Source organism: Streptomyces sp. NWU339, from assembly GCF_003143855.1.
Taxonomy (GTDB): domain Bacteria; phylum Actinomycetota; class Actinomycetes; order Streptomycetales; family Streptomycetaceae; genus Streptomyces.
The window spans coordinates 350602-370503 of sequence record NZ_QFRK01000004.1 but is presented as its reverse complement, the minus strand read 5'-3'; the positions used below and the strand labels follow the sequence as shown (position 1 = coordinate 370503).

Annotated in this window: 19 protein-coding genes and 2 rRNA genes; 16 read left to right on the top strand and 5 right to left on the bottom strand. The window is 70.1% G+C overall.

Translation table 11 applies throughout. The annotated features are described in order from the left end of the window. From DIZ27_RS08175 to DIZ27_RS08130, 10 genes are all read left to right on the top strand, one after another. Window positions 1-791: ribosomal RNA gene (locus tag DIZ27_RS08175) — 23S ribosomal RNA — on the top strand; the annotation flags it as partial. A gap of 86 nt (window positions 792-877) precedes the next feature. Then, window positions 878-994, top strand: a 5S ribosomal RNA gene (gene rrf, locus DIZ27_RS08170). A gap of 60 nt (window positions 995-1054) precedes the next feature. Continuing rightward, a complete protein-coding gene (locus tag DIZ27_RS08165; RefSeq protein ID WP_109377620.1) occupies window positions 1055-1699 on the top strand; it encodes an HAD family phosphatase in 645 nt (214 codons plus the stop codon). A gap of 81 nt (window positions 1700-1780) precedes the next feature. Beyond that, the gene (locus DIZ27_RS08160; RefSeq protein ID WP_109377619.1) at window positions 1781-3049 is read left to right on the top strand and encodes an MFS transporter; all 1269 of its coding nucleotides are present in this window, start codon (window positions 1781-1783) and stop codon (window positions 3047-3049) included. Beyond that, window positions 3000-4172: an acetoin utilization protein AcuC gene (locus tag DIZ27_RS08155; protein WP_109377659.1), complete on the top strand. Its 1173-nt coding sequence runs from the start codon at window positions 3000-3002 to the stop codon at window positions 4170-4172. The genes DIZ27_RS08160 and DIZ27_RS08155 overlap by 50 nt, the downstream gene beginning before the upstream one ends. 125 nt (window positions 4173-4297) lie before the next feature. Further along, window positions 4298-5140: a phosphatase gene (locus DIZ27_RS08150; RefSeq protein ID WP_109377618.1), complete on the top strand. Its 843-nt coding sequence runs from the start codon at window positions 4298-4300 to the stop codon at window positions 5138-5140. 129 nt (window positions 5141-5269) lie between these two features. Continuing rightward, window positions 5270-5482, top strand: coding sequence for a helix-turn-helix domain-containing protein (locus DIZ27_RS08145; RefSeq protein WP_157842153.1), 213 nt, complete (start codon window positions 5270-5272; stop codon window positions 5480-5482). A gap of 154 nt (window positions 5483-5636) precedes the next feature. Beyond that, window positions 5637-5735 (top strand): 30S ribosomal protein bS22, encoded by a 99-nt coding sequence (locus DIZ27_RS08140; RefSeq protein ID WP_003948845.1) that lies wholly within the window; start codon window positions 5637-5639, stop codon window positions 5733-5735. Window positions 5736-5921: 186 nt separating this feature from the next. Then, on the top strand, window positions 5922-6986 hold the full coding sequence (locus tag DIZ27_RS08135; protein ID WP_109377617.1) for an NAD-dependent epimerase/dehydratase family protein: 1065 nt from the start codon (window positions 5922-5924) through the stop codon (window positions 6984-6986). A gap of 14 nt (window positions 6987-7000) precedes the next feature. Next, a complete protein-coding gene (locus DIZ27_RS08130; protein WP_109377616.1) occupies window positions 7001-8131 on the top strand; it encodes a lysophospholipid acyltransferase family protein in 1131 nt (376 codons plus the stop codon). Window positions 8132-8233: 102 nt separating this feature from the next. Here the strand turns inward: DIZ27_RS08130 and DIZ27_RS08125 are convergent, their stop codons facing one another. From DIZ27_RS08125 to DIZ27_RS08115, 3 genes are all read right to left on the bottom strand, one after another. Continuing rightward, entirely contained in the window at window positions 8234-9481 is a 1248-nt protein-coding gene (locus tag DIZ27_RS08125) for a DUF5667 domain-containing protein (RefSeq protein WP_109377615.1), read from the bottom strand. A 252-nt stretch (window positions 9482-9733) separates the two neighbouring features. Then, the gene (locus DIZ27_RS08120) at window positions 9734-10543 is read right to left on the bottom strand and encodes an ECF subfamily RNA polymerase sigma factor, BldN family (protein WP_109377614.1); all 810 of its coding nucleotides are present in this window, start codon (window positions 10541-10543) and stop codon (window positions 9734-9736) included. A gap of 446 nt (window positions 10544-10989) precedes the next feature. Beyond that, window positions 10990-11901 carry an HAD family phosphatase gene (locus DIZ27_RS08115; RefSeq protein ID WP_109377658.1) on the bottom strand — a complete coding sequence of 304 codons (912 nt, stop codon included), beginning with the start codon at window positions 11899-11901 and terminating at the stop codon, window positions 10990-10992. 567 nt (window positions 11902-12468) lie between these two features. Between DIZ27_RS08115 and DIZ27_RS08110 the strand changes: the two genes are divergently transcribed. The 5 genes from DIZ27_RS08110 to DIZ27_RS08090 all read left to right on the top strand — a co-directional run bounded on the left by DIZ27_RS08110 (window position 12469) and on the right by DIZ27_RS08090 (window position 18319). Next, window positions 12469-12747 carry a glutaredoxin family protein gene (locus DIZ27_RS08110; RefSeq protein ID WP_181383429.1) on the top strand — a complete coding sequence of 93 codons (279 nt, stop codon included), beginning with the start codon at window positions 12469-12471 and terminating at the stop codon, window positions 12745-12747. Window positions 12748-13072: 325 nt separating this feature from the next. Further along, window positions 13073-13873, top strand: a complete 801-nt coding sequence (locus DIZ27_RS08105) for a redox-sensing transcriptional repressor Rex (RefSeq protein WP_109377612.1) — start codon at window positions 13073-13075, stop codon at window positions 13871-13873. Continuing rightward, window positions 13870-15651, top strand: a complete 1782-nt coding sequence (locus DIZ27_RS08100; RefSeq protein WP_109377611.1) for a glutamyl-tRNA reductase — start codon at window positions 13870-13872, stop codon at window positions 15649-15651. Before DIZ27_RS08105 ends, DIZ27_RS08100 begins: the two co-directional genes overlap by 4 nt. Further along, a complete protein-coding gene (hemC, locus tag DIZ27_RS08095) occupies window positions 15648-16607 on the top strand; it encodes a hydroxymethylbilane synthase (protein WP_109377610.1) in 960 nt (319 codons plus the stop codon). Before DIZ27_RS08100 ends, hemC begins: the two co-directional genes overlap by 4 nt. After that, window positions 16604-18319: a bifunctional uroporphyrinogen-III C-methyltransferase/uroporphyrinogen-III synthase gene (locus tag DIZ27_RS08090; protein ID WP_109377609.1), complete on the top strand. Its 1716-nt coding sequence runs from the start codon at window positions 16604-16606 to the stop codon at window positions 18317-18319. Before hemC ends, DIZ27_RS08090 begins: the two co-directional genes overlap by 4 nt. Window positions 18320-18386: 67 nt before the next feature. On the opposite strand, the gene DIZ27_RS08085 is transcribed toward DIZ27_RS08090, so the two are convergent. Together DIZ27_RS08085 and DIZ27_RS08080 are read right to left on the bottom strand one after the other, a co-directional pair. Beyond that, window positions 18387-18590, bottom strand: coding sequence for a DUF397 domain-containing protein (locus DIZ27_RS08085; protein WP_109377608.1), 204 nt, complete (start codon window positions 18588-18590; stop codon window positions 18387-18389). Then, complete coding sequence (locus DIZ27_RS08080; RefSeq protein WP_109377607.1) at window positions 18587-19429, bottom strand: helix-turn-helix transcriptional regulator; 843 nt, start codon at window positions 19427-19429, stop codon at window positions 18587-18589. The genes DIZ27_RS08085 and DIZ27_RS08080 overlap by 4 nt, the downstream gene beginning before the upstream one ends. A gap of 204 nt (window positions 19430-19633) precedes the next feature. Between DIZ27_RS08080 and DIZ27_RS08075 the strand changes: the two genes are divergently transcribed. Further along, the gene (locus DIZ27_RS08075) at window positions 19634-19900 is read left to right on the top strand and encodes a putative ATP-grasp-modified RiPP (protein ID WP_109377606.1); all 267 of its coding nucleotides are present in this window, start codon (window positions 19634-19636) and stop codon (window positions 19898-19900) included. Window positions 19901-19902: the final 2 nt, after the last annotated feature.

The following is a 19902-nucleotide window of genomic DNA, read 5'->3' as shown; positions in this document are numbered from 1 at the left end:
GTGTAGGATAGCTGGGAGACCGTGAAGCCGCCACGCCAGTGGTGGTGGAGTCGTCGTTGAAATACCAGTCTGGTCGTGCTGGATGTCTAACCTGGGTCCGTGATCCGGATCAGGGACAGTGTCTGATGGGTAGTTTAACTGGGGCGGTTGCCTCCTAAAGGGTAACGGAGGCGCCCAAAGGTTCCCTCAGCCTGGTTGGCAATCAGGTGGTGAGTGTAAGTGCACAAGGGAGCTTGACTGTGAGACCGACGGGTCGAGCAGGGACGAAAGTCGGGACTAGTGATCCGGCGGTGGCTTGTGGAAGCGCCGTCGCTCAACGGATAAAAGGTACCCCGGGGATAACAGGCTGATCTTCCCCAAGAGTCCATATCGACGGGATGGTTTGGCACCTCGATGTCGGCTCGTCGCATCCTGGGGCTGGAGTCGGTCCCAAGGGTTGGGCTGTTCGCCCATTAAAGCGGTACGCGAGCTGGGTTTAGAACGTCGTGAGACAGTTCGGTCCCTATCCGCTGCGCGCGCAGGAGTCTTGAGAAGGGCTGTCCCTAGTACGAGAGGACCGGGACGGACGAACCTCTGGTGTGCCAGTTGTCCTGCCAAGGGCATGGCTGGTTGGCTACGTTCGGGAGGGATAACCGCTGAAAGCATCTAAGCGGGAAGCCTGCTTCGAGATGAGGACTCCCACCCACTTGATGGGGTAAGGCTCCCAGCAGACGACTGGGTTGATAGGCCGGGTCTGGAAGCACCGCAAGGTGTGGAGGTGACCGGTACTAATAGGCCGAGGGCTTGTCCTCAGTTGCTCGCGTCCACTGTGTTGGTTCTGAAACCACGAACGACCCCGCGTTGATTCAGCGTGGTGCGGTTGAGTGTTTCATAGTGTTTCGGTGGTCATAGCGTGGGGGAAACGCCCGGTTACATTCCGAACCCGGAAGCTAAGCCCCAGAGCGCCGATGGTACTGCAGGGGGGACCCTGTGGGAGAGTAGGACGCCGCCGAACAAATCGTGGGAGAGCCCCGCACCGACAGGTGCGGGGCTTTCTGCGTTTAGGGTCGAGGTCATGCACTATGACCTGGTCATTTTTGACAACGACGGCGTCCTCGTCGACAGCGAGCCCATTTCCAACCGGCTGCTGGCCGGCTATCTCACCGAGCTCGGGCATCCGACGTCGTACGAGGAATCCATCCATGACTACATGGGGTCCGCCATGCATCGGGTGCACGACCTGGTGGAGGAGAGGACCGGGCAGCGGTTGCCGGCCGACTTCGACGACGTGTTCCATGCCCGCGTCTTCGCAGCGTTCGAGCGGGAGTTGAAGCCGATCACCGGTGCCGTGGACGTACTGGAGCGACTGGCCGCCGACAGCGTGCCGTACTGTGTCGCCTCGTCCGGGAGCCATGAGCGGATTCGGGTGGGCCACCGCACGACCGGGCTGGACCGGTGGTTCGACGACGAGCGGATCTTCAGCTCGCAGGATGTGGGACGGGGCAAGCCGGCACCGGACCTCTTCCTGCACGCGGCCGAGCGGATGGGTGTCGCACCGGAGCGGTGTGTCGTGGTCGAGGACAGCCCTCTCGGCGTCCAGGCCGCGGTCGCCGCAGGGATGGACGTGTACGGGTTCGCCTCGATGACGCCGGCCGAGAAGCTCGCCGGGGCCACTCGACTCTTCGCCGACATGCGGGAGTTGACGGAACTGCTCCGCTGAGACCGAGTCCGCTGAGACCGAGCGGAATTCATCTTCGGCCGGACCTACCCACCAGTACACCGGGGCCCTACGCTCGCCGCCATGACTGATGTGCTGCGGCGCGGCAGGGCCTCGTTGGCGTTCGGCTTCCTCGTGCAGGGCGTCGCCTTCGCTCTGCTCGTGACGCGGATTCCGGCCGTCCAGGACCGGTACGGGGTCTCCGACGCGTTGCTGCCGGTCTTTCTCGCCGCGGTGCCCGTCCTGGCCGGTATCGGGAGTGTGACGACGGAGCGGCTGGTGCGGCGGGTGCCGGCGAGCCGGGTGCTGCGGTGGTCGCAGCCGGTCGTGCTGCTGGCACTGCTCGGGGTCGGGGCCGGGGAGCAACTGGTTGGGCTGGCTGTGTCGCTGGCCGCGTTCGGGCTGGCGGTGGGGGCGCTGGACGCCTCGATGAACATGCTGGGGGTGAGTCTGCAGCGGGCGTACGGGCGCAGCATCATGCTGAGTTTCCACGCCGCCTACAGCCTGGGCGGGATCGCCGGGGCGTCGCTCGCGTGGGTGGGGGCCCACTGGCAGTGGGCGCTGTGGGTGTCGTATCTGCCGGTCGTGCTGGTGCTGATGCCGGCGGTGTTGGTCGGGAGCCGTTGGTACGTCGACGGTGAGGGCGGCGGGCACGACGGGGGCGGCGAGGCCGACGTGCCCGTGACGGAGGCGGCGGGGAGGGCCGGGGGCGCGGGCGGGGCCGTCACCTTCAAGCTGCTGTTGCCGCTGTGTGTGGTGATGACGGTGGCGTACATCGGGGACTCGACGGTCTCGAACTGGAGCGCGAAGTACCTCCAGGACGTGCTGGGGAGTTCGGAGCAGTCGGCGACCGTTCCGTACAACGTCTACATGGTCACCACGCTGCTGGGGCGGACGCTCGGCGACTTCGGGGTGCGGCGGTTCGGGGCCGTGGTGGTGGTGCGGGCCGGGGCGCTGTCGGCGGCGGCGGGGTTCGCCGTGGTGGCCGGGGCGTCCGGGGAGTGGGTGGGGATGCTGGGGTTCACGCTGCTGGGGCTGGGGCTCTGTGTGCTGGTGCCGCAGACCTTCGCGGCGGCGGGTCGGCGCGCTTTCGCGCAGGGCGGCCCAGGAGCTCCGGATGCGGCCGTGGCACGCCTCAACGTCTTCAATTATGTGGGGTTCCTGATCGGCTCCCCGCTGGTCGGGGCGCTCGGGGGCGCCTGGAGTTATCGCGGGGCGATGCTGGTGCCGATGGTGCTGGTGCTGGTGACGTTGGTGTACGCCAGGTCGTTCGCGCCCGAACCGGACCGGTACGGTGGCGGGCATGAGCGGCCGCACACAGCTGATGTGGGACGAGGCAGTAACGGGCTATGACTTCGGCCGGGACCATCCGATGGACCCGGTGCGGCTCGCGCTGACCCGGAGCCTGGTGGGCGCGTTCGGGCTGGATCGCGAGGTGGCGGTGGTCGCCGCGAAGACGGCCGGGGACTCGACCCTGCGGCTGGTGCACCGAGAGGACTACATCCGCGCGGTGCAGGCGGCCTCGGCGGACCCGGGGACGGCGGACCCGTCGTACGGGCTGGGGACGATGGACGATCCCGCCTTCACCGGGATGCACGAGGTGTCGGCGCTGATCGCGGGACAGTCGGTGGGCGCGGCGGAGGCGGTGTGGCGCGGGGACGCGCTGCACGCGGTGAACTTCGCGGGCGGACTGCACCACGCGATGCCGGGGGCGGCCTCGGGTTTCTGCGTGTACAACGACGCCGCACTGGCCATCGCCCGGCTGCTGGAGCTGGGGGCCGAGCGCGTCGCGTACGTGGACGTCGACGTGCATCACGGGGACGGCGTGCAGGCCGCGTTCTGGGAGGACCCGCGGGTGCTGACGGTGTCGTTGCACGAGCATCCCCGGACGTTGTTCCCGCAGACCGGATGGCCGGAGGAGACGGGGGCGGACAGCGCGGAGGGCAGCGCGGTCAATGTGGCCCTGCCGGCCGGGACCGGGGACGCGGGATGGCTGCGGGCGTTCCACGCCGTGGTGCCGGAGCTGCTCGAGGACTTCCGGCCGCAGGTGCTGGTGACCCAGCACGGCGCCGACACGCACTTCGAGGATCCGCTGGCGCATCTGGCGGTGTCGCTGGACGCGCAGCGCGCGGTGCAGACGGCGTGCCACGAGCTGGCGCACGAGCACGCCGACGGGCGCTGGGTGGCCCTGGGCGGTGGCGGTTACGCGGTGGTGGAGGTCGTGCCGCGGTCCTGGACCCATCTGGTGGCGATCGCGGCCGAGCGACCGGTGGATCCGGCGACGGTGATCCCCGAGAGCTGGCGCCAGGAGGTGTACGCCCGGACCCGGCGACTGGGGCCGGCACGGATGACCGACGGCCGGTGGCCCGTGTCCTGGGCGCCCTGGGAGGCCGGCTACGACCCGGCGGACCGGCTGGACCAGGCGGTACTGGCGACCCGCCGAGCGGTGTTCCCGCTGCGGGGGCTGCTGGCGTGAACGGGCCGGAGCCGGGCTTCGCGGCCCGGCTCCGAAGCGGTTTCCGCTCGTTGTGCTTACGCCAACCGTGCGGTCTTTCCCGTTTCCCGGGGCGCCCGGGCTCCGGGTCGCGCACCATCGCTCCCGTGCCGACCACAGCTGGCCCCGCCGGCCCCGCCGACCGCGTCGGCCTTCGTAGGCATCTGCTGGCCGCCCGGCTGGCCGGGGTCGTGGCCACCACTCGGGAGGAGAGCCTGCGGAGTTACCGGCTCTTCGCCGCCCGGGATCCGCGCCTGCTGATCGGCCTGGACCCGGAACGGGTGTGGAGTCAGCGGGAATTGATCGAGTTGATGGCGGACAGGTGTGGTGTTTCGGCCGATCCTCGCCATGTTTCCGGGCATGATGTGATCGACCCGGAGCGGACCCTGGCGGCCCTGGACGCCTGTGCGGAGCGTCTCGCGGTCGCCGCCCGAAGCGGTGTGCCCGTGCTGCTCGGCACCGGCCACCCGCACCGGCTGCTCGGTTTCTACGCCGCTCTGGCAGACGCCCTGTCGGCGGCGGGATGTGACGTCCTCACCCCGGCGCGGGGTCGCTCTGTCGACATAACGACCCGGTTCGGTCTACGCACGTACCGCCTCGACTACGTGCGAGGAGTCGCGCTCGTCCGGGGCGCGGTTCCCGAACGCCCCGGTGGTGAGCCCGGCGCACACACGCACTCCCCGCTCCCGGTTCGGACCGCGCTCGCCGGGGCCGCCGAGGTCGGCGGGCCGCTTCCCGGGCTGGTGATCGGAGACCATGGCTGGGTCTGCGGCGCAGGTCAGCTGGGGTTCGAGGCCATCGCGCTGGCCGATGTGAACGACCCCGCCCCGTTCGTGGGGGAGGCCGAGGGGTGTGTGTCGGTGGTGGTTCCACTTGATGACGGCGTACGGTCCGATCACTATGTGCCGCTGACCCGCTACGTAATCAATCGAGCCCGTCTGTCACAGTAGGCCGCCGATGGGTGCACCTCTTCCCCACTCGCATCACCCGCCCCTACATTGGGGAGTGAGCACGCAGCGACGAAGAGTCACCGGAAGGGGAAGCCGGTGGCCGTCGAGTGCGGAAGGTTCAGGTGTGTCATGGCTGCAGCTGGCGAAAGGCCTCTGAACGAGGTTCAGTTCCTTACCGTGGCGGAGGTCGCCTCGGTGATGCGAGTGTCGAAGATGACCGTGTACCGGCTGGTGCACAGCGGTCATCTGCCCGCGATCCGGGTGGGGCGGTCCTTCCGCGTCCCGGAGCAAGCGGTTCACGAGTACCTCCGCGAGAGCTACGTGGGGGTGGACACCGCCTGACGGCGAACCGGGGAGGACCCGTCCGGACACTCGCGGGCCTCCCTGATCTCCTCGATTACGACCTCAGCGCTCGGGCGGGTAGGCTGGCCCCTCGTAGGTCGTGTGGGCCCATGGCGCCCAAACACCGAGTGATGAGAAGTGAGCGAGGGTAGTCGTGGGCTCTGTTATCAAGAAGCGGCGCAAGCGGATGGCCAAGAAGAAGCACCGCAAGCTGCTCAAGCGCACGCGCGTTCAGCGTCGCAACAAGAAGTAAGCGGCGTCGCGGAACCGTGTCCAGTGGCCCCCCACCGATGAGGTGGGGGGCCACTGTCTTTACGTGTGGCCGGGTCTGTTCGTCTTTCCCCGGTTGTCGTCACTTCAGGTATCGAGTGGGCACCACAGAGCGACCGTGACCCGTTAGGTTGGCGGGCAGGACGTAGGCAAGAGGAAGGCACTGGTCTTGGGAAAGGTCGTGCTCGTGACGGGAGTGGCCCGCCCTTTGGGGGGCCGTTTCGTCCGACGGATCCAGCGTGACCCGGATGTGGAACGGGTCGTGGCCGTGGACGCGGTCCGGCCCGCGCACCCTCTGGGCGATGCCGACTTCGTCCAGGCCGACATCCGGCAGCCCACCGTCGCGCGCGTGCTCGCGGAGGCCGGTGCCGACACCGTCGTGCACCTGGACGTCACGGGCACGCCGCTCGGCAGCGGCAGCAGCCGGACGGCGCTCAAGGAGACCAACGTCATCGGCACCATGCAGCTGCTCGGTGCCTGTCAGAAGTCCCCGCGCGTCGAACGCCTGGTGGTGAAGTCCAGTACGAACGTCTACGGCTCCGCGCCCCGCGACCCGGCGGTCTTCACCGAGACGACCCCGCCCAAGTCCCTGCCCAGCGGCGGGTTCGCGAAGGACGCGGTCGAGGTCGAGGGCTATGTGCGTGGCTTCGCGCGCCGCCGCCCGGATGTCGCCGTGTGCGTGCTCAGGTTCGCCAACATCCTGGGCCCCGCCGCGGACAGCCCGCTCGCCGCGTACTTCTCGCTGCCGGTCCTGCCGACCGTGTTCGGCTACGATCCGCGGCTGCAGTTCGTGCACGAGGACGATGTGGTCGAAGTGCTGCGCCTGGCCGCGCACGAACCCCGGCGCGGCACGCTCAACAGCGGCACCTTCAACATCGCCGGCGATGGTGTCCTGCTGCTGTCCCAGTGCTCGCGGCGGCTCGGTCGGCCCACTGTGCCGCTGCTGCTCCCGGCGGTCACCTGGGCGGGCTCGCTGGTGCGTACGCTGGGCATGTCGGACTTCTCACCGGAGCAGATCCGGCTGCTCACACACGGCCGGGCGGTGGCGACGGACCAGATGCGCGAGACACTGGGTTTCACACCGAAGTACACGACTGCAGAAACGTTCACGGACTTCGTGCGCAGCCGTGGCCCCGGGCTGCTTCCGCCGGAGGTCCTCGCGAGGACCGTCGACCGGATCGCCGTACTGCCCCTGCCGGGCAGCGGCCACCCCCCGAAGCAGAGCGCCAACTGAGGAGCGCAGCAACGATGGCGGACGCCAAGGTCATTCCGTTCGACGACGACCGTTCCCGCGGGGGTGCGGGGGGCGCAGGCGGTGCCGGGGGCGCGGCGCAGCGCCCGTCGCGCCGCCGTGGCGCGGGCAGCCGGCGCAAGGGCGCCGAGGCCGCCTCGATGGGCGAGGTCCAGCCCCTGCTGGGCCGGGCGTCCGCGAGGGACGACGCTCCGGCGCCGGGCGAACCCCGCGAGCACCGGCCTCGGGAGCCGGTCACCGGCGGCGGTGACGCGGGCGGCGGCGCACGCCCGGACGCAGACGGCGGAGAGGGCTTGGACCGGCGTGTCGCCAGTGGCCTGGCCTTCCTGCGCCGTCGGCTCACGGGGGACTACGCGGTCGACGACTTCGGCTACGACGAGGAGCTCACCGACCAGGTCCTGATGTCGCTGCTGCGCCCGGTGTACGAGAAGTACTTCCGGGTCGAGGTGAAGGGCATCGAGAACATCCCCTCGGAGGGCGGCGCCCTGATCGTCGCCAACCACTCCGGGACGCTGCCGATGGACGGCCTGATGATGCAGGTCGCCGTTCACGACAACCATCCGGCCGACCGGCATCTGCGGCTGCTCGCGGCGGACCTGGTGTTCATGCTGCCGGTGGTCAACGAGCTCGCCCGCAAGCTCGGCCACACCCTGGCCTGTGCCGAGGACGCGGCACGGCTGCTGGAGCAGGGGGAACTGGTCGGGGTGATGCCGGAGGGCTTCAAGGGCCTCGGCAAGCCCTTCGCCGACCGCTACAAGCTCCAGCGCTTCGGGCGCGGCGGTTTCGTGTCCACGGCACTGCGCGCGCGGGCGCCGATCATCCCGTGCTCGATCGTCGGGGCGGAGGAGATCTACCCGATGATCGGCAACGCCCGGACCATCGCACGGCTGCTCGGCTTTCCGTACTTCCCGCTGACGCCGACCTTCCCGTGGCTCGGCCCGCTCGGCGCGATCCCGCTGCCGACGAAGTGGACGATCCAGTTCGGCGAGCCGATCCACACGGAGAACTATCCGCCGGAGGCGGCCGAGGACCCGATGCTGATGTTCAACCTGACCGACCAGGTCCGGGAGCAGATCCAGCACACTCTCTACAAGCTGCTGGTCCAGCGAAGGTCGGTGTTCTTCTAGCGAGCGCCGGACGGACGTACGTGGTCGGGGGGAGCCCCCTTGTCGCAAGGAGACACCCCGACCACGTACGTCCTGCCGTTCGGTCCGCTCCAGCCGACGGTCCTAGTCGACGGTCTCGCTGTCGATGCCCAAGCCCGGGAGCAGGCCGGGCAGGAGGGGCGGGAGGGTGACGTCGGGCCGGGCGGGCGGGGTGGTGCCGCCGGTGGACGGCGGTGAGGTGCTGACGCCGGCCTCCTCCGGCGGGTCGAGCAGCCCGCCGTTGTTGCCGCCGAGCAGGCTGTCGCTCTCGTCTCCGGATTCGGCGGACCGGCTGGGACCGCTGCTGCTGGTGCTGTCCTGGTCGGGGCTGCCGGTGCCGGTGCCGGGCGTCTGGGAACGGCCGGCACCGGACGGGGCGCCGGGTGTGGCCCCGGGGCCGTCCTGCGGTTCGCCGTTGTCGCCGCTGTCCCCGGCAGGTGGGCGGGGGAGCAGGGACTGCAGCGGGGCGACGTCCTCGTCTATGGCGTCGAACACCGACGACACCTGCCGACTGACGTCCCCGAGCTGCGCGGGCAGTCTGTCGCGCAGGGAGCCCCAGGCCTGCCGGTGCGAGTGGGAGAAGGAGGAGAGGGCCTGCATGGGACCCAGGGAGTCCGGGTCGAGACGGTACGCCTCGCGCAGCAGCCGGTGGCCCTCGGACGCGTCGTGCCGCATGCCGGACAGGGCGCGGCGGATCTCGCCGACCGATTCGTGGTCGAGGGAGCCGCTGCGGTCGCGCTCCATCAGCCGACGGGCCTCGCTGAGCCGGATGGAGGCGTGGTCGAGGAGGACGCGGCCACGCTCGTCGTTGCCGTCGGCCAGGCCGAGCTTGACGTCCTCTATGCCGCGCTTGAGGCCGTAGAGCGAGTCACCGGGCAGGGCGTCGGAGCTGGCGACGGAGACTCCGCCGAGGGCACCGGCGGCCACGGTGATGCCGAGGCCGCCCGCGGTGAGCCCCTTGGCCAGCCGTGAGCGCGGTCTCAGCTTCCCCAGGGGGGTCGCCCGGTGAGTGCCCCGGGCGCGGCGTGAACGCTGTTCGGGTGCGGACGGATCCGCTGCCTCGCCCGCGGCGGTGCCTTCCTGGAGCATGGCCTCGAACGCGGCCACCAGTCGGGCCCGCTGGACGACCTTGACCTCGGGGTCCAGCTCCGGCTTGGGTAGCGTGCCGAGACCGGCGGCGAGCGTGAGCAGCCGCTCCTGTTCCGTCTTCGCGGCGGCCGGTCCCGGTGCCGATCCTTCGGGCTGCTCGGCCGCTGTGACCCGGTCGGACTGCTCCTCCAGGGCCTGGGCGAAGGCGCTCGCCCGCCGGTGCGCCGATACGTTCGCGATCACTGGCGGCACCTCCTCTCGTCATGACGATCGACTCCCCAGGGGGTCCTGAGGGTTCCACCCCCTGACCTTGTTCATACGATCGGGTGATCGGAGTCGGTGGGGAGTGACCACAGGGAGCCTGCATCCCGCACAACGAGCGGCGCGGTACTTGGGTTACGCGTGCCGAAGGATCGGTTGGGGGAGTCAACGAGGTTTCACCTAAGGTGAGTTGGCTGTCACGGAGGGTGTGCCGTCGATGCGGGTGCGTTCCGCTCAGCGTGCGTCCTCCGGGAGGAGCCGGGCGAGGGTGCGGACGGCCCGGTACTGGAGGGTCTTGATCGCCCCCTCGTTCTTGCCCATCACGCGGGCGGTCTCCGCGACGGAGAGGCCCTGGAGGAAACGGAGCGTGACGCATTCGCGCTGTTGGGGGTTGAGTCGTCGTACGGCATCGAGGAGGGCGGCGTTGGAGAGGTATTCGAGGACGGAGTCCTCCGGGGACCGCTCGACCTCGTTGGCGTCGAGCATCTCCCCGGTGGTGACTTCGAGGCGGAAGCGGCTGGACTTGAAGTGGTCGGCGACCAGGTTGCGGGCGATGGTGACGAGCCAGGCGCCGAAGTCGCGCCCCTGCCAGGTGAAGGTGCCGATGCGGCGGAGCGCCCGCAGAAAGGTCTCGCTGGTGAGGTCCTCGGCGGTCGCCTTGCTGCCCACCCGGTAGTAGATGTAGCGGTACACGGTGTCGCTGTACTGGTCGTAGAGCCGCCCGAAGGCGTCGGCCTCGCCGGCCTGGGCGCGCTCCACGAGGTCCATCATCCGGGCGCTGTCGCTGTCCGCGGCGGGGCGGCGCGCGGTGGCCGCGCCGGACGAGCGTCCGCGCCTGGCCACCGCGGCGCTGTCGTCGGTGAGGGCGTAGCTGGGGCCGACGGGTGGGTCGGCGATGGCGTAGCTGGGGCCGACGGTGGCGGTGGCGAAAGCGGGGACGGCGTACGCGGTGGGGACGAAGCCGCGCAACAACTCCCGGGCCGTGACGACTGCGGTGCGCAGTGCGGTCAGGCCCGAGTCGTCAACCCCGACGTGTGGGTACACGGGACTCCCAGTGGCAGAGCTTCCATCACGTGCAGTACGGGCCGTTCACCCGTCGTAGCGACGGAGGGGTGCCCGAATGCGTCTGAGGAGAATAACGCTTCGTGCAGGCACTGCTACACCGAGTTGCTCAAATCACCGATTACGTCGCTTCCGTGGCCTGTTGACGCACATTCAAGTATCCGATGTTGATCGAATGTTGACCGAAAAGCTTCGCTTCCCGGTTCGGTACGGGGCGTGTTGTGGCCGTGTGCAGCCAAGAGGACTGGACAGCGGGGTTGCGGGGTACAGCAGTTGGATTGGCCGGGTTGCGGGCGGGGCGCCACTTTTGTTCCCCGCTGATCAGGCCTGCGGCCGTACGGGTGTCCGTCGCCGCCGAGTTGACCGGTCACCCGGTGTGCGCGGGAGTGCCGCCGGGCTCGGGGGAGTCAGGCTCAGCGCAGCCGGGTTCAGCGCCGGCGGCGGTGCATCGCGATGGCCGCCGCCGTGCCGCCGGCCACCGCGCCCACGCCTGCCGCGGCCGGGATGCCGACCTTCGCCGCCTTGCGGCCCGTCCGGTAGTCGCGCAGGCGCCAGTCCATCGCGCGGGCGTGCTTGCGCAGCTTGGAGTCCGGGTTGATCGCGTACGGGTGCCCGACCAGCGAGAGCATCGGGATGTCGTTGTGCGAGTCGCTGTACGCGGCGCAGTGGTCCAGGTCCAGGTTCTCCGCCGCCGCCAGCGCGCGTACGGCCTCCGCCTTCGCCGGGCCGTGCAGCGGTTCGCCCACGAGTTTGCCGGTGTACACGCCGCCGATGGACTCGGCCACCGTCCCCAGCGCCCCGGTCAGGCCCAGGCGTCGCGCGATCACCTGGGCGATCTCCACCGGCGCCGCCGTGACCAGCCACACCCGCTGCCCGGCGTCCAGGTGCGCCTGCGCCAGTGCCCGCGTACCCGGCCAGATCCGCCCGGCCATGTACTCGTCGTAGATCTCCTCGCCGATGGACTTCAGCTCGGAGACCCGGTGGCCCTTGACGATGGAGAGCGCCGAGTCGCGCGCGTCCTGCATGTGCTCGGGGTCCTCGACGCCGGCCAGCCGGAACCACGTCTGCTGCCACGCGAACCGCGCGAGGTCGCGGGTCTCGAAGAACTTCCGCTTGTACAGGCCCCGCCCGAAGTGGAACAGGGCCGCGCCCTGCATCACCGTGTTGTCCAGGTCGAAGAACGCGGCGGCCCGGTCGTCGCCGTGAACCGGGAACTCCGGTTCGCGGGCGGAAATTTCCTGAGTGGATTTGCGGGCAGCCTCCGCCGAGGCCTCGCCTGCCAACACGCTCCGCGCCGTGGCGGAGCGCCTACGGGGGGTGAGCCATCCGAGAGCGGCCATGGCGTTGAGCATAGCCAGTCCGGTCGGCGGTTCCGGACCCGAGAGGTTTGGACACCGTGAACTCTGCACGTCCGTGTCGTTAAAGCACCGTTCCTAGGCAGCGAGCAGAGTGAGTCCTGACTCTCCGGCGCGTCCCGAACGGTCTTGGGCGCACTGGTCCTCCGCTTTCGCGTCCTGGGCGGCGACGCATATCACGTATGCGGTCCGTCCCAGGTGGGCGGAATCCCTACGACCTGGCCATGTGGGTGTGGCCAGAGGCGACGGGGAGGCCCCGAACCATCTCTCTGGTGGAACGGGGGCCCCGACTGCTGACGCCACACCCGGCGTCCCAGATCGCACCGAGTGCGTTACGCGCACCCAGCCGGGCACACCCACGGAACTTCACGCCGTTCACTCAACCGTGCCCATGTGCGCCAAAACGAGGTACTGGACCAGCAGCTGTGTACTCCTCCCGGCGGACGGGACCGGCTCGGGGTGGTCCGGGACCGGTCCGGGACACGGGTCCCGCACGGCACTGAGCGTCACAGTGGTCGCAGAGGGGTTCCCCTGCGGCGCCGCAGGGCGAGAATGGCTGACATGAGTCCGCTCTTTCGCCGTGAAGCCCCGCAGGATCGTCTCGTCACCCTCATCCGCAAGCCCGGCTGTCACCTGTGCGACGACGCGCAGGCCGTGGTGGAGAAGGTGTGCGGTGACCTCGGGGTCGCGTGGGAGGGCAAGGACATCACCGAGGACCCGGAACTGCACGAGCGGTACTGGGAGCAGATCCCCGTCGTTCTCGTCGACGGCCGCCAGCACACGTTCTGGCGCGTCGACGAGGGCCGCCTTCGCAAAGCCCTGGCCGGCTGACCGGGTGGGTGTTCAGGACCACTGATCCATAACTGACCAACCAGTCCAAAGTGGCGGAAAAGTCGCTTAGAATCGATGGCGGCTTGGTCTCGGGGGCGGGATGCACAGAGGAGAGTGTGCTGTTTTGCCCTCAGAACAAAGGGAGCGATGGTGCTCGTGCGCCGGTTCCGCACGGCTGCGCCGGGGGCGCGTGACCCCGGTCACGTTGGGTGGGCAAATCGGACACCATCTTTGTGCACGCGTTCACAAAGACATAGCCTGCATTCGACGGGGCGGTCCGGGGACGTATGACCGCCTGCAGCCCCGCTCTACCCGCAGGAGCACCGTGGCAACTGGCCGATCTCACCGACCGGCGACCCGTAGCCGAGGGATTCCCGAAGCCACCGTCGCCAGGCTTCCGCTGTACCTCCGCGCCCTCACCGCGCTCTCCGAGCGCTCGGTGCCCACCGTCTCCTCGGAGGAGCTGGCGGCGGCCGCGGGCGTCAACTCCGCGAAGCTTCGTAAGGACTTCTCCTACCTGGGTTCCTACGGGACCCGGGGCGTGGGCTACGACGTCGAGTATCTCGTGTACCAGATCTCGCGTGAACTCGGCCTCACCCAGGACTGGCCGGTTGTGATCGTCGGTATCGGTAACCTCGGTGCCGCGCTCGCCAACTACGGCGGGTTCGCCTCCCGCGGATTCCGGGTCGCCGCGCTCATAGACGCCGACCCCGCGATGGCCGGAAAGCCCGTCGCCGGCATCCCGGTGCAGCACACCGACCAGCTCGAGGAGATCATCCAGGGCGAAGGTGTGTCGATCGGCGTGATCGCGACCCCCGCCGGTGCCGCGCAGCAGGTCTGCGACCGGCTGGTGGCCGCCGGTGTCACCTCCATCCTGAACTTCGCGCCGACCGTGCTGGCCGTCCCGGACGGTGTCGACGTGCGCAAGGTGGACCTCTCCATCGAGCTGCAGATCCTCGCCTTCCACGAGCAGCGCAAGGCCGGCGAGGTGGCCGCCGGGACCGTCGTCCCGCCTGTCGGCTCCCGCCCGGAGCCCGTCGCCGCGCGCCAGGCGTCCGCCGGTGGACAGGAGTCCGCCGCGGACCAGGGGCCCGACGGGGACGTACCCGCGGTGATGCCGACATGAGTCTCCTCGTCGTCGGGCTGAGCCACCGCAGCGCGCCGGTCAGCGTGCTGGACCGGGCCTCGCTGAGCGTGGAAGCGCAGGTCAAGCTGTTGCAGGACACGGTCGCCGCCGAACCGGCCAGCGAGGCCGCGGTGCTCGCCACCTGCAACCGCATCGAGCTGTACGCCGACGTGGACAAGTTCCACGCCGGTGTCGCCGAGCTGTCCACGCTGCTGGCCCAGCACAGCGGGGTCGGCCTGGAGGAGCTCACGCCCTATCTCTATGTGCACTACGAGGACCGCGCCGTCCACCACATGTTCTCGGTGGCCTGCGGACTGGACTCGATGGTGGTGGGCGAGGGGCAGGTCCTCGGCCAGATCAAGGATGCCCTGGCGCGTGCGCAGGAACTGCACACCGCCGGGCGGCTGATGAACGACGTGTTCCAGCAGTCGCTCCGGGTCGGCAAGCGCGCCCACACGGAGACCGACATCGACCGCGCCGGGCAGTCCCTGGTCACCTTCGGCCTGGAGCAGCTGGCCGCCGGCTCGCCCGTCGACAGCTGGGCGCGGGGCAAGAGGGCGCTGGTCATCGGTGCCGGATCGATGTCCTCGCTGGCCGCGGCCACGCTCGCGCGGGCCGGTGTCGCCGAGATCGTGATCGCCAACCGCACCGCCGACCGCGCCGAGCGCCTCGCACAGATCCTCACCGAGGCCGAGGGCACGGAGGTGCTGGCCCGCGCGATACCGATGGGATCGGTGGCGGATGAACTGACACGTGCCGACGTCGTCGTCTCCTGCACCGGTGCGACCGGCCTGGTCCTCACCGCCGACGCGATCGCCGCCGGTGTCGAGGGCCGCGTCGGACAGCAGCCGGAGACGGTACGCACCGGGGCCGTCGGAGCCACGGAGGCATCGGCGCACGACGCGCGCAAGGCGCCGACCGCGCGGCCGACGCCCCTGCCCCCCGCCCCCGTGGCCGCCACCAGCACCGACGAGGACTGCCCGCTGGACCTGGCCTCCGTACCGTCCGGTTTCTCCGTGATGGGCGAGGCGGCCGTCGCCGGTATGGACGCGGCGACGCTGGAGCAGCACGCGGCATGGGCCGTGAGCGGCACCGTCGACCGTCGCCAGGGCGGCCGGCGCGGTGCCGAGGTGGACACCGAACTGATCGGGGCGCTGGCCGCGACCGCGGCGAGCGCCGGCCGGATCCCCGAGCGGCGCCGTCCGGAGCCGGTGGCCGAGCCGCCGCGCCCGGAGCCCGTGCTCTTCCTGCTGGACCTCGCGATGCCGCGCGACATCGACGCGGCCACGCACCGCATCCCCGGGGTGCGGCTGGTCGACATCGAGGCGCTCGCGGAGGCGTCGGCGGACGCTCCGATGGCTGCCGACGTGGACCAGGTCCGGCGTATCGTTTCCGACGAGGTCGCGGCATTCGGGGCGGCCCAGCGGGCCGCGCACATCACGCCGACCGTGGTCGCCCTGCGCACCATGGCCGCGGACGTGGTGGCCGGTGAGATGGCCCGCTTGGAAGGGCGACTGCCCGGCCTGGACGACAAGCACCGCGCGGAGATCACCCAGACCGTGCGGCGGGTGGTCGACAAGCTGCTGCACTCGCCGACCGTGCGGGTCAAGCAGCTCGCGGCCGAACCCGGCGGCACCGGGTACGCGGACGCGCTGCGCACCCTGTTCGACCTCGACCCGGAGACGGTGGCCTCCGTCTCCCGCGCCGGGGAAAGCACCGAGAAGAACGCGAAGGCCGCGCAGAACGCGTCCGACGCAGAAAACCGAGGGCCGGCATGACGGAGAAGGCACTGAGGCTCGGGACCAGGCGGAGCAAGCTCGCCATGTCCCAGTCCGGGCAGGTGGCGGATGCCGTGAGCCAGGTGACCGGACGGCCTGTCGAGCTCGTTCCGATCACCACGTACGGCGACACGTCACGCGAGCATCTCTCGCAGATCGGCGGCACGGGCGTCTTCGTGGCCGCGCTGCGCGAGGCACTGGTGCGCGGCGAGGTGGACTTCGCGGTGCACTCGCTGAAGGACCTGCCGACCGCACCGCACGACGAGCTGGTCCTGGCCGCCGTACCGGAGCGCGAGGACCCGCGGGACGTGATCATCGCGCGTGACGCGCTCAAGTTCACCGACCTGCCGCGCGGCGCCCGCATCGGCACCGGTTCGGCGCGTCGCATGGCCCAGCTGAACGCGTACGCACGCGGCCACGGCATGGAGATCACGACCGTGCCGATCCGCGGCAACGTCGACACCCGGATCGGGTACGTCAAGAGCGGTGAGCTGGACGCCGTCGTGCTGGCCGCCGCCGGGATGAACCGGGTCGGACGCAGCGACGAGGTGACCGACTTCCTGTCGGTCGACACGATTTTGCCCGCTCCCGGCCAGGGGGCCCTGGCGGTCGAGTGCACCGTGCGCAACACGGAGCTGACCGCCGCGCTCGCCGAACTCGACGACCCGTTCACCCGGGCCGCCGTGACGGCGGAGCGGTCACTGCTCGCCGCCCTGGAGGCCGGCTGCACCGCCCCTGTGGGGGCGCTGGCCGACCTGCTGGCGGACGGGCCGATTGTCAAGGAAATGCGCCTGCGGGGCGTCGTCGGCACGACCGACGGCACCACGCTGGTGCAGCTGTCCACCACCGGTCCCGTGCCCGAGACGCACGAGGCGGCGATGGCGCTCGGTCGCGAACTCGCCACCGAGATGCTGGCGCAGGGCGCGGCCGGTCTGATGGGGGAGCGAGCACATTGAGCCCCACCACCCTTCCACCCCCTCCGGAACACGGGCACGTCACCTTCCTCGGTGCCGGACCCGGGGATCCGGGACTGCTGACTCTGCGCGCCGTGGAGGCGCTGGCGAACGCGGACGTTCTCGTCGCCGAGCACGATGTGCTCGACGTCGTACGTCGGCACGCCAGGCAGGGCGTTGCCGAAGTGCCGACGGACACGGACGCGGCGGATTCCTCCGCGCCGTCCGCTCCGGGCACAGGCACGCCTCAGCTGAAGGTCGTTGACGGCACGTCAACAACCGTCGGCGCCCCCGCGGTGCGGGATGCCGCACATCTTGTCATGGAGGCCGCGCGGGGCGGCAGGCGGGTCGTGCGTGCGGTGTCCGGTGATCCCGGCCTCGACGCGTACGCCGCCGAGGAGATGCTGGCGTGCGTGGCGGCCGGGGTGACCTTCGAGGTCGTCCCCGGTATCGCGGCCGCGGTCGGCGTGCCCGCGTACGCCGGTGTGCCGCTGCGGGACGCCGAGGGCGCGGACGTGCGGTTCGTGGACGCCCGTACCGCGTCGGACCGGTGCTGGACCGAGGTCGGGGCGTCGGACGGCACGGTGGTCGTCTCCACCACGCTCGACTCGGTGGCCGCCGCGGCGGGCGAACTGGTGTCCGCCGGTCGCAAGCCCGACACCCCCCTGACGGTGACCGTCGCCGGTACGACGACCCGGCAGCGGACCTGGACGGCGACGCTCGGCACGGTCGCGCAGACGCTGAAGCAGGCGAAGGTGCTGCCGTCGCCCGACGGCGGCCGGCCGGTGATAGCCGTGGTCGGTGAGCGTTCCGCCCCCGCCCAGCGCGACCGGCTCGCGTGGTTCGAGTCCAAGCCGATGTTCGGCTGGAAGGTGCTCGTGCCGCGTACCAGGGAGCAGGCGGCGTCGCTCTCCGACCAGCTGAGGTCCTACGGCGCGGTGCCGCACGAGGTGCCGACCATCGCCGTCGAGCCCCCGCGCACCCCGCAGCAGATGGAGCGCGCGGTCAAGGGCCTGGTGACGGGCCGCTATGAGTGGATCGCCTTCACCTCGGTCAACGCGGTCAAGGCGGTGCGGGAGAAGTTCGAGGAGTACGGCCTCGACGCCCGTGCCTTCGCCGGGATCAAGGTCGCCGCGGTCGGCGACCAGACCGCCAAGGCGCTGATCGACTTCGGCGTGCGGCCGGACCTGGTCCCGAGCGGTGAGCAGTCGGCCCGCGGGCTCGTGGAGGACTGGCCGCCGTACGATCCGGTCTTCGACCCGATCGACCGGGTGTTCCTGCCGCGCGCCGACATCGCCACCGAGACGCTGGTGGCGGGTCTCATCGAGCTGGGCTGGGAGGTCGACGACGTCACTGCGTACCGGACCGTGCGCGCCTCGCCGCCGCCCGCGGAGACGCGGGAGGCGATCAAGGGCGGTGGCTTCGACGCGGTGATGTTCACGTCGTCGTCGACGGTCCGGAACCTGGTCGGCATCGCGGGCAAGCCGCACAACGTGACGGTCATCGCCTGCATCGGTCCGGCGACGGCGAAGACGGCCGAGGAGCACGGGCTGCGCGTCGACGTCATGGCTCCCGAGCCGTCGGTGCACAAGCTGGCGGAGGCCCTGGCCGACTTCGGCGCGCGTCGCCGGCTGGCGGCGATCGAGGCGGGCGACCCGGTCACCCGCCCGAGCGAGCGGCGCCCGGGGGCACGGAGACGCCGGTCGACGACCTGAGGTCGTGCGTGACGGCAGGACAACGGCGGAGGGGCCCTGGATTCCAGGGCCCCTCCGCCGTTGCCGCTCAGCCTTCGGCGGCGTAAGGGAGGAAGGTCGCCCAGGTGGTGGGGGCGAGGGCGAGACGGGGGCCGTGGGGGTTCTTGGAGTCGCGGACAAGGATCTGGTCGGGGGCGGCTGCCACCTCGACGCAGTCGGGACCGTCGGACGTGCTGTAGCTGCTCTTTATCCATTCCGGCTTGGTGCCGGTTCCAGAGACCTTGAGCGTCATGTCCTTGTCTCTCCCAGTGCTTTCTCGATGAGGGGCAACGAATCCTGTGGGCTGAGGGCCTGGGCGCGAAGAGCCCCGTAGCGGATGTCGAGGACCGTCGTTTCCTTGGAGTCAGCCGTCACTCTGCTGTTGAGGGGTGACTCACTGAACGCGACTGTGGTTCCTCCCTTGAGCTTGAGCAGCCGGAACGAACCGCCGGTTCCGGAGTTCACCTCGCGGTCCAGGGGAAGGACCTGGAGGTCCACGTTGCGCAACTGGGCGACCTCCAACAGCCGTTCGATCTGCTGGCGCATCACCATTCTGCCTCCCATGGGCCTGCGAAGCGTCGACTCGCACTGCACAAAGCTGAAGACGCGCCGCCCGGTCATGAGATCAAGGATCTCCTGGCGTGCCAAGCGTGCCGTGACCTGCTGTTCAACCTCGTCCTCGGTGAGCGCCGGTCGATGCGCGTTGAACACGGCTCGTGCGTAGTCCTCAGTCTGCAACAGCCCGTGGATGACTGAGTTGTTGTAGGCGCACAGTTCAACAGCCTCCGCCTCCAGGTTCTTCAAGTCCCGCACCTTCTTCGGGTACCGGACCTCGGCCACGTCCCTCTTCATCGCTGCGATCCTGCCGCCCGCCGCCAGCGCCTCATCCGCACGATCCAGGTACTCCGGCCGGGGAATCCGCCTCCCCCGCTCCACGGACGAGACCAACTCCTCCCCGTACCCGATCGCCGCCCCGAACTCCGCCTGGGTGAGGCCGGCCGACTCCCGCCACAGCTTCAACTGCCGTACGACCGTCCGCATCACGGCTCCGGCCTCTTCGTCGTCGTCCTGTCCCGCTTCCCACTCGCTCATGTCCGCCGCCCTCCCGTTGCGCGCCCTTCCCCGGACCAACTCCGGCCGTCCGCGCCCGGTCACCCCGGGCAGCCCGTACAGAACCGGACACCTCGCGGACAGCCACCGGCCGTACGAGCCGTCAGCCTTCACACAGTACGCACGCGTGAGCACACTGGGTGACCTGGATCATGGGAACACCACACCACCGAGAAGGGGCACCGCATGACGACGCTCGCACCCGAGGCCCCCTGGGCGCTGCGCCTGGTCACCGACCGGCTGCCGGTCGGGTCGCCGCCGTACGTGACGGTGACGCTCGACCCCGTCACGCAGACCGCCCGCTACACCGACGCGGCCGGGCGGCCGGTCGAGATGGGCAAGCACGGGACGTCGAAGACGAGCGGCACCGCGTCCGTGTCCGGGGGCGGTGACGGGAACGGTCCGCAGCCCCAGAAGCAGGACGACAACACCACCGACTACGAGTCGGACTGACC